Source organism: Bacillus sp. MYb209 (assembly GCF_002975175.1).
In the GTDB taxonomy this organism is placed as follows: domain Bacteria; phylum Bacillota; class Bacilli; order Bacillales; family Bacillaceae_G; genus Bacillus_A.
In genome coordinates this window covers 1-7,327 of the sequence record NZ_PCNZ01000071.1, presented here as the reverse complement: position 1 = coordinate 7,327, position 7,327 = coordinate 1, and the positions used below count along the sequence as shown (strand labels likewise).

The window sequence follows — 7,327 nt, the reverse complement described above, 5'->3', positions numbered from 1 at the left end:
GTTAGTACTGGTACTGGTGTTAGTACTGGTGTTAGTACTGGTGTTAGTACTGGTGTTAGTACTGGTGCCCTTACCCCGCTGGTACTACTACTCTTGTATGTGGAGTGGAGTGGTGTGGCGGTAAGGGAAAGCAACCACCTAGTTTTTAGGCGGTTCTTTCTCTTTCTCTTGCTTCTTCTTCTCTCTTTCCTCCTGGAATAATAGATAAATCTTGCATCCGTAAAAAACTGTTTCTCCTACAAATTTAAAGAACAATCCACCAAGTGCAACAACTACCATTAAAAAAATCTCAAGCGTTGATAAATCCATGTCATTTTCCTCCTAATATAATGTGTTTAATTCTGTTACAACCATTAGCCTAAAAAATTGCAAGCTTTTCCTTTTCCTCCTTTCTGTAAAACAGTAATACCGAACCCCTTCCCTCCTTTCTCATCTGTTTACCTCTCGTAATTAAAACGTTAAAATGGTCATTTCCAGACCGTCTTAAAATCCTTTACATAGGTAATATAGCGGTTCGTCCCTTATTCTTATATGAAATACAAAAGAATCGTTCGACAAAATTCGACAATGATAAAAGTCTAGAAAGGTACACGTTTATAGACAGTCAGAAAAGGTAACTAAGTAGTGTCTATTTTAGAAATAAATAAACCTTTATGGACGTCTATAAAATAATTGACCTTTATGGACTTTCGGTTTATATTAAATCTATCAACTAAATGAAACGGTGGTTTTAATTATGGGAATCAACTTTGGCTATATGCGTGTATCAACTAAAGAACAAAATTTAGATAGACAATATGAGGCGTTAAAAGGTTATGTAACTGACGAGGACTACATATACAGTGATAAAGCAAGTGGTAAGGATATGGAACGTGAGGGCTTTAAAAACATGCTTAAAGCAATGAGAAAAGGGGATACTCTTTACATAAAATCTATTGACCGTCTAGGACGTAATAAGGAACTGATTAAGGAATACCTTCAACAATTTAAAAATAAGGGCATTAGAGTAAAGATCATTGATATACCTACAACAATGCAAGATAGACCTAGTGAAGAAGAATGGGTAATAGATATGATTAACAATATAATTATCGAGGTTTATACTTCAATGGCTGAACAGGAACGTCAAAATATTAAACAACGTCAAGCTGAGGGAATCGCTGTTGCTAAAGAAAAGGGGAAACATCTAGGACGTCCAGTTATGGAACTTCCTAAAGAATGGGATAAGTTGTATAAAGAATGGAAAGCTGGAAAGATAACAGCGTTAGCATTTATGGACGCTATCGGAATGAAGAAAGCGACCTTTTATAAGAAAGTCAAAGAATACCAGGCGACACTTTAATAGTGTCGTCTCTTTTTGTGCAAATTAAAATGTTTTGGACTGGCTGTATAAGGAGGGCATAGAAGCGGTAAAAAGTGAGAATTGCACAGAAATGAACAAGCTAAATGTGTCACAAACGTTGCTGTTGTGCGGATTCCCAGCAACTCCCTCTTGTGCAACCATATTCATTAAACACCTCATTTAAGACGCGTGACAGCCTCTTACAGACGCTTTAACAGTATAGATTCAGTTTTGTATGAGAAATAAAATAAAAACCCTCATATTCACCCCTAAGAGGTGTAGTAGTGTCTTTAAGTCATGTAGCAAGGTAACTATTTGGCATTTTTTATTTTTGAAAGAAATCTAATCCTCATTTACATTATTGGAAAAAAACAGTATGATTATATGGAACTTTAGATAAGAAGTGGGTTCCGCTTCGGTGGTAATCCTACCCCTTCTAAAGGGTGAAACAAATGGAAATCGAGATGAAAATCAAAATTTCAAGTAAGGTTATCGGGCTGGCAACAGCTTTGATAAATCTTGCGGTAGCATGGCTTAGTCTGTAATGGACTAGGCTTTTCTACTTTTATAAGGAAAATCCCAAGACGGTGTGACTAATAAATTATAGAAAACCAGCTATATTAAGGGTTTGTGGAGTCTAATAATCACAGCAAAGTTCCTGATCTAAGGACATTCAAATGTTAATTAACAACTACTATAAAGTTTCTCAGGTTCTCAGTAAAAAGTCAGACAATTACCCATCCCTTGGTACGCTTGCTTTCATGGACGTTTTCAAAAGTCAGACAATTTTTAGCCTGTAAATGGGTACTGGTTGCCACACATATTATTGTGAAGAACTGATAAACAAACACTATAACAGTAACAAAGATAAAACATTACCTCACTCGTTCCTCGTTCGGTGCTTCGCAAAATACCTAAAAGAATAACTACTATATCTTAGCTATCAATAGTTAAATATTTATAGTATTACACTGAATGAACGTAGTGAATGAAGTGGCGTAAGCAATACTCTTTCATATAAACTTAATTCCAACTTAAACAGTGATGCTGATAATAAACATAAATATCGATACTTTCCCCTACTGATCTTAATTGATTGGTAGGGGAATTGCTTGTTTATGCAAAGAACTTACTATACCCATGTTCATGCACCCAATGTTTAAAGTTGTCTTTCCAAATTAACTTAGCACAGTCCTCCGAACAACCTCTATCAAAACTATTACCTTTAAAATTACGGTCATACGCTGAATAGTAACCTTCATTAGTCTTACTAGATACTTTCTCACCGCACCAATCACACTTAAAAGACCAATTTCTTTTATCACTATTAAACTTCTTATATGTATACCTAGCCTTAGGAATTAAATATTTACCCATTTCATCTTCTTCTAACGAAATAGACACACACTTCATATAATCTAATAACTGATTATCCTTATTGTAGTCATCTATATTAGGCATATCTTCACGCATATAAAACTCTTTAATTTCCTCAAACAGTGCTTTTACATCTTCCTTTGAATAAACAGTGCCTCTTCCATCAGCTAAACAAGAATATTCTCTAGACTCTCCATTATCTTCCTCTACTTCTACTTGAATAACACGATAAAACTTAGGACCTCTTCTATAAACAGACATTTATTTCATCCCCCTTAGTTTTAAAACGTTTCCTCAATAAGTTTACGGACTGTGAAACGCTTGCGTTTGCTATCACGTTTGAAGGTTATGCCAACGACACCTGACTGATTAGCTGACAGATTAAGTAATCTACCTTCACGAATACAATTCTTTGAATCAATGAATGCTGGACGGTAAACACGCCCCCATGATGATATTTCCAAAGGTAGACTTGGATGTTTACGCCAACATTCTTCCTCTTGAGTAGCTACCATATATTGCTTTTGTTCTTCATCAAGTTCACGTTCGTTTTCTGGAATATCAAGAAGTTGAATCAACTCGTTGACGGTTTTATAAAATTCAACTGTACGTTTCTTCATATAGTTTCCTCCCTGTAGTCGTAACGTTACTTCTTAGCTTTTAACCCCTTTACTTCTCATAAATCTTATTATATAAATCTTATTCCATCAATTCCCCTACTTTTATTTCTGATCTTTATTCTCTTACTCTACATTTCCCCCACCACTTAACCAACTTAAGTATTATTTATTTTTCTTTATAACCTGATTCTATGATATACTCATAATAAGTTAGGGAATCACTCTCCCTTCTATGTACTTATTTAATTATCTATTCATCTTGGCGTTTAGTCCTTTAACACTAAACGTCCTTTTTCTGTTTTCCCCTATATAGTTCTTAATCTATATATCGTTTAAGTCCCATTTTCCTCTATCTCAGATAGCGGTAGTTACTTAGGTATACCACTATCCATGGTTAGTGATAAAAAGTCTTATAAATCTCTTAAAATCACTTGACTTTAAGGTCTTACGGTCTTCATACTCAGCCATCGAGGATTTGGAACACGGCTGGAAGACAGACTTCTCCCTTGCGAGTAAAAATGAGAAAAATCTGCCTATCATACAAGAAATAATTTCTCAGCACTACTGAGTTTTGGTATCCGTATGTATAGCCGTTACAAGACTTGTAGGTTCGTTTCCTCTCCTACCAGTAGCTTCAAGACTTATATGTCTAACTAGGCGTGTCCATGCCCTACCTAGTGTCCTTTCGGATTTCCTTACTACTGTTCCGCACTACTCCCAAAGGGAATATTGCCATGTCACGCCACTATAACCGCCTCTTACTAGTAAATGATTAACTACAGTAGTACAGTTATAGCCGTTTGACCCACCTAACGATTTTTGCCATGTGTCTTGGTTATCATCACTTAGGGTAACTAGTACCCCTTAGGCTATGTACAGGCTTTTACGTCCTTTACCTGCTAACGTCAGACAAAATGTTGTAACGTCACTTTGTCACCGAGGATATTTTCTGCATTGGCTATCCTGAACCCCGTTTATTGTAGAGTACACTTCACAGCGTTCCTTTGTGGTCACGGTATCCACTTTGAACGGAAAAACGAAAAGAGGCGTCACCTCAATAACTAGTAATCCTGTACATTTACAAGACTTCTAATTACTGAGATAACGCCCCTTATATCCGTTCAATTATGTATATAACAATACTAGTAATTACTAGTTGAAATCTACAATAAACAAAGGTACAATAGGTGTATCAATTTAACCTTGTTCTGTGCGACAAGGTTAGTAAATAACTTTAAGTAGTGGGTCGAAACACTACTTAAAAGAAGTCCTGTATTGAGAGTACAGGATTAAAGTCAGTCTCATTAAGAGGGTCGAAACTCTTAATATAAGAGGCTGGCTTTTTTCAGTTTCCGTTCGTATTAAGTTGTTTTCATTTTACCGCCATACTCCGCTTAAATCAACGAAAATATGACTTGATTCCCTATAAAATTTAATCCTTACGATATATAGTAATAGTATAAGAGAATGAAGCAAATTAAATCATATGAGGTAAGATCAGTGTATTACATCTTGTAAAAAGGGTTTAGCAGCAGTACATAGAATCAATCAATTTAGAGGTGAACAAAATGAAGATAAAAGAGATTTTAGAATTAACTAAGACTAAACGATTGTCAGAAATAGCTAAAGAGAGTCTTGAGATTGGCGAGAAGAAAGCGGTTGACGGTTTAAAGAAAGCTGGTTGTTATAATATTAGTGGGAAACGTGGTTGGCACTTTGATGGTGACGAAAGCGTACTGGAACAATCTATTTATAACTTTGTAGCACCAACTAAAGGAAAAGCCAAAGCGAACGTTTCAACTAATAAACCAACGTTACAACCTTCAAACGTTGTAAAAGCTATTGAGGAAATTAAAAAGGGTAAAGAAGAAGTGGTAACAACTAAAGAAGACACGAACGTAAGAACTTTAGAACGAAAGAGTGTAATTAGAAAGCGTTCCTCCTTTGATATAGATGTTGAACTTATGAAAGAATTAAAGATACAAGCTGTTATACATGATAAGAATATTTATGAAATAGTGGAAACCGCTATTAGGAAAGAGTTAGCTAGAATAAAGAAAAATTAACTCCAGCAAATCTCCTATGTTAATTATGGAATTGAAGTACAGCTACATAACAAATAAAAAATATTAAAATCGTGTCCCAAAACCCTCCTTCATTGCAAGTATTTAATTGAAGGGGGGTTTTTCTTATTGTTCAAGATTGTCAAAGAAAGACGGCAACAAAAGGAACAATTTCAACTACTTGCAAAAGAAGTTGAAAGACAAGGCGTTGTAACTTTAGCTAGTCGGTTAGATACAGCTGAGGAACAACGTGAATTCATCGCTAAATATTAGGAAGCAAAAGAAAATACAAAAACAAGGTGGTACTAAACTATGACAAACTTTAATACTGAATTAGTAAAAGCATTAGCACATGGCGACGCTGAGGCACATGAACAAATTAAGAACTTACCGTTAATAATGCGTATGGCATTAGGAACAGCGGTTGACCAGTTGCGACGTGACGAGAACATTGTACCTATGAATAGTGGTTTTTCTGTATATGAACAGAAGAAAGTAACAGAAGAAGATCAGGACGAACTAGGTAAAAATTTAGCTACACTTCTTCAACGTCAAAAAGATGCTGAGGCATTAAAAGAGAAAATTAGACAGGAACACTTGGAGAAAGAAATTAAAGTAAAAGTTGAACGTGCTAGGGCGGGACTCGCTATGGCTGACCGTCGATAAAACAAAATATGAATTTCAAACTGAGATCACCTTTATGGGTGGTCTCTCTTTTATTATTTCCAGTCACATAGGGGTGAAAGTATCAAACTCTACTACTCCAACAAACCCAACACATCTAAAAAGATAAACACTGGTATCATCGTAATAACATATATAAGGATTTTACAAATAAAATGAATCTTAATACCTAACTTATCCGGAAGAAGCCATATCGACAATCCCAACAGCGTACGCCCTACAGCCAAATATAATTGAGGTAAAAGAACATTATCCATTCTTACCTCCATATACTCTTTACCAGACTCAAACAATACAGCATATAGGATCAATATAATGAAATAAAGAATAAACACTTTCACATAACTTTTCGATGTGTTTTTTCTCAACTTATAAAAACTCCTTTTATTTTCCATTCCCAGCGATTCCCTCAACGATTTCCTTTGCTGATTTTCGATTCTTATTTATTTCGATGATTTCATGCATTGATGTATGAATATCACGAAAGCCATTTTCAAAAGTAGCTTGTAACCCCTTAAAAATACCTTCCGAACTATCCATTCTGTTATCCAATTTATCTAGCCTTCCATCTAACTTATCTAATCTACCATCTAATTTTTCTAGCTTATTATCCATCGCTGTTACCTTTGCTAGTATCTGTTTCGCTAGTTCCAGTTCTCTTTCTGTTGCCATGCAGCACGACCTCCCAAAATGTTTTCAAAACCACCGCAAAATTATATTTTTAAAAAGCGGTCATCTAATTATAGCAAATCCCTTAACCACCCCCTCCTTTATATCGCTGTACAAAGTAATTAGTAGGGTAGTTGTTCACGAATCAAAAGATAATTGTCTCAGAATGCAAATCTCGGCACACTGTCAGCCCCAAAGAGGTTCTGAAATCATGGTGTATATTTAGTAAGGACCAGACCAGCCATATATAGGGGGTCGCCCCCCATATGGTGGGGTATCTATGTATAAAAATATAATAGGCGTCGTAACTTTCCTCGCATAACGTTACCGACACGCCTCGCCAATCCTCGTTATTCTTCTTTATCTCACTGATCTAGCTGTTGTTATGCATGTTTGTTCTTCTTTCTTTCTTTGTTCTTCTTTCTTTGTTCTTCTTTCTTTGTTCTTTCATTCGTTCCTTCCTTGCTGTTGTCCTCACATCGTGTCGTGTGCCATTCCCTGTCCTTCCCTCACGGTTGTTAGTACTGGTACTGGTGTTAGTACTGGTGTTAGTACTGGTGTTAGTACTGGTG

The 7,327-nt window shown here is 35.8% G+C and carries 9 protein-coding genes; 4 read left to right on the top strand and 5 right to left on the bottom strand.

Annotated elements, in window-relative coordinates:
• Positions 1-138: 138 nt before the first annotated feature.
• Complete coding sequence (locus CQZ94_RS31455; RefSeq protein ID WP_181149579.1) at positions 139-309, bottom strand: hypothetical protein; 171 nt, start codon at positions 307-309, stop codon at positions 139-141.
• A gap of 427 nt (positions 310-736) precedes the next feature.
• Here CQZ94_RS31455 and CQZ94_RS29645 point away from each other — a divergent pair, with 427 nt between their 5' ends.
• Complete coding sequence (locus tag CQZ94_RS29645) at positions 737-1,342, top strand: recombinase family protein (RefSeq protein ID WP_105588300.1); 606 nt, start codon at positions 737-739, stop codon at positions 1,340-1,342.
• 1,116 nt (positions 1,343-2,458) lie between these two features.
• On the opposite strand, the gene CQZ94_RS29640 is transcribed toward CQZ94_RS29645, so the two are convergent.
• Entirely contained in the window at positions 2,459-2,980 is a 522-nt protein-coding gene (locus CQZ94_RS29640) for a hypothetical protein (protein WP_105588299.1), read from the bottom strand.
• 20 nt (positions 2,981-3,000) lie between these two features.
• Entirely contained in the window at positions 3,001-3,339 is a 339-nt protein-coding gene (locus tag CQZ94_RS29635) for a hypothetical protein (protein WP_105588298.1), read from the bottom strand.
• Between the two features lie 1,568 nt (positions 3,340-4,907).
• Here CQZ94_RS29635 and CQZ94_RS32140 point away from each other — a divergent pair.
• From CQZ94_RS32140 to CQZ94_RS29625, 3 genes are all read left to right on the top strand, one after another.
• Positions 4,908-5,405, top strand: a complete 498-nt coding sequence (locus tag CQZ94_RS32140; protein ID WP_258166087.1) for a hypothetical protein — start codon at positions 4,908-4,910, stop codon at positions 5,403-5,405.
• Positions 5,406-5,531: 126 nt separating this feature from the next.
• Entirely contained in the window at positions 5,532-5,675 is a 144-nt protein-coding gene (locus CQZ94_RS31450) for a hypothetical protein (protein WP_181149578.1), read from the top strand.
• Positions 5,676-5,714: 39 nt separating this feature from the next.
• Positions 5,715-6,068, top strand: coding sequence for a hypothetical protein (locus CQZ94_RS29625; protein ID WP_105588297.1), 354 nt, complete (start codon positions 5,715-5,717; stop codon positions 6,066-6,068).
• 92 nt (positions 6,069-6,160) lie between these two features.
• On the opposite strand, the gene CQZ94_RS29620 is transcribed toward CQZ94_RS29625, so the two are convergent.
• Entirely contained in the window at positions 6,161-6,454 is a 294-nt protein-coding gene (locus CQZ94_RS29620; RefSeq protein WP_258166086.1) for a hypothetical protein, read from the bottom strand.
• 16 nt (positions 6,455-6,470) lie between these two features.
• The gene (locus tag CQZ94_RS29615) at positions 6,471-6,758 is read right to left on the bottom strand and encodes a chromosome segregation protein SMC (protein ID WP_105588295.1); all 288 of its coding nucleotides are present in this window, start codon (positions 6,756-6,758) and stop codon (positions 6,471-6,473) included.
• Positions 6,759-7,327: the final 569 nt, after the last annotated feature.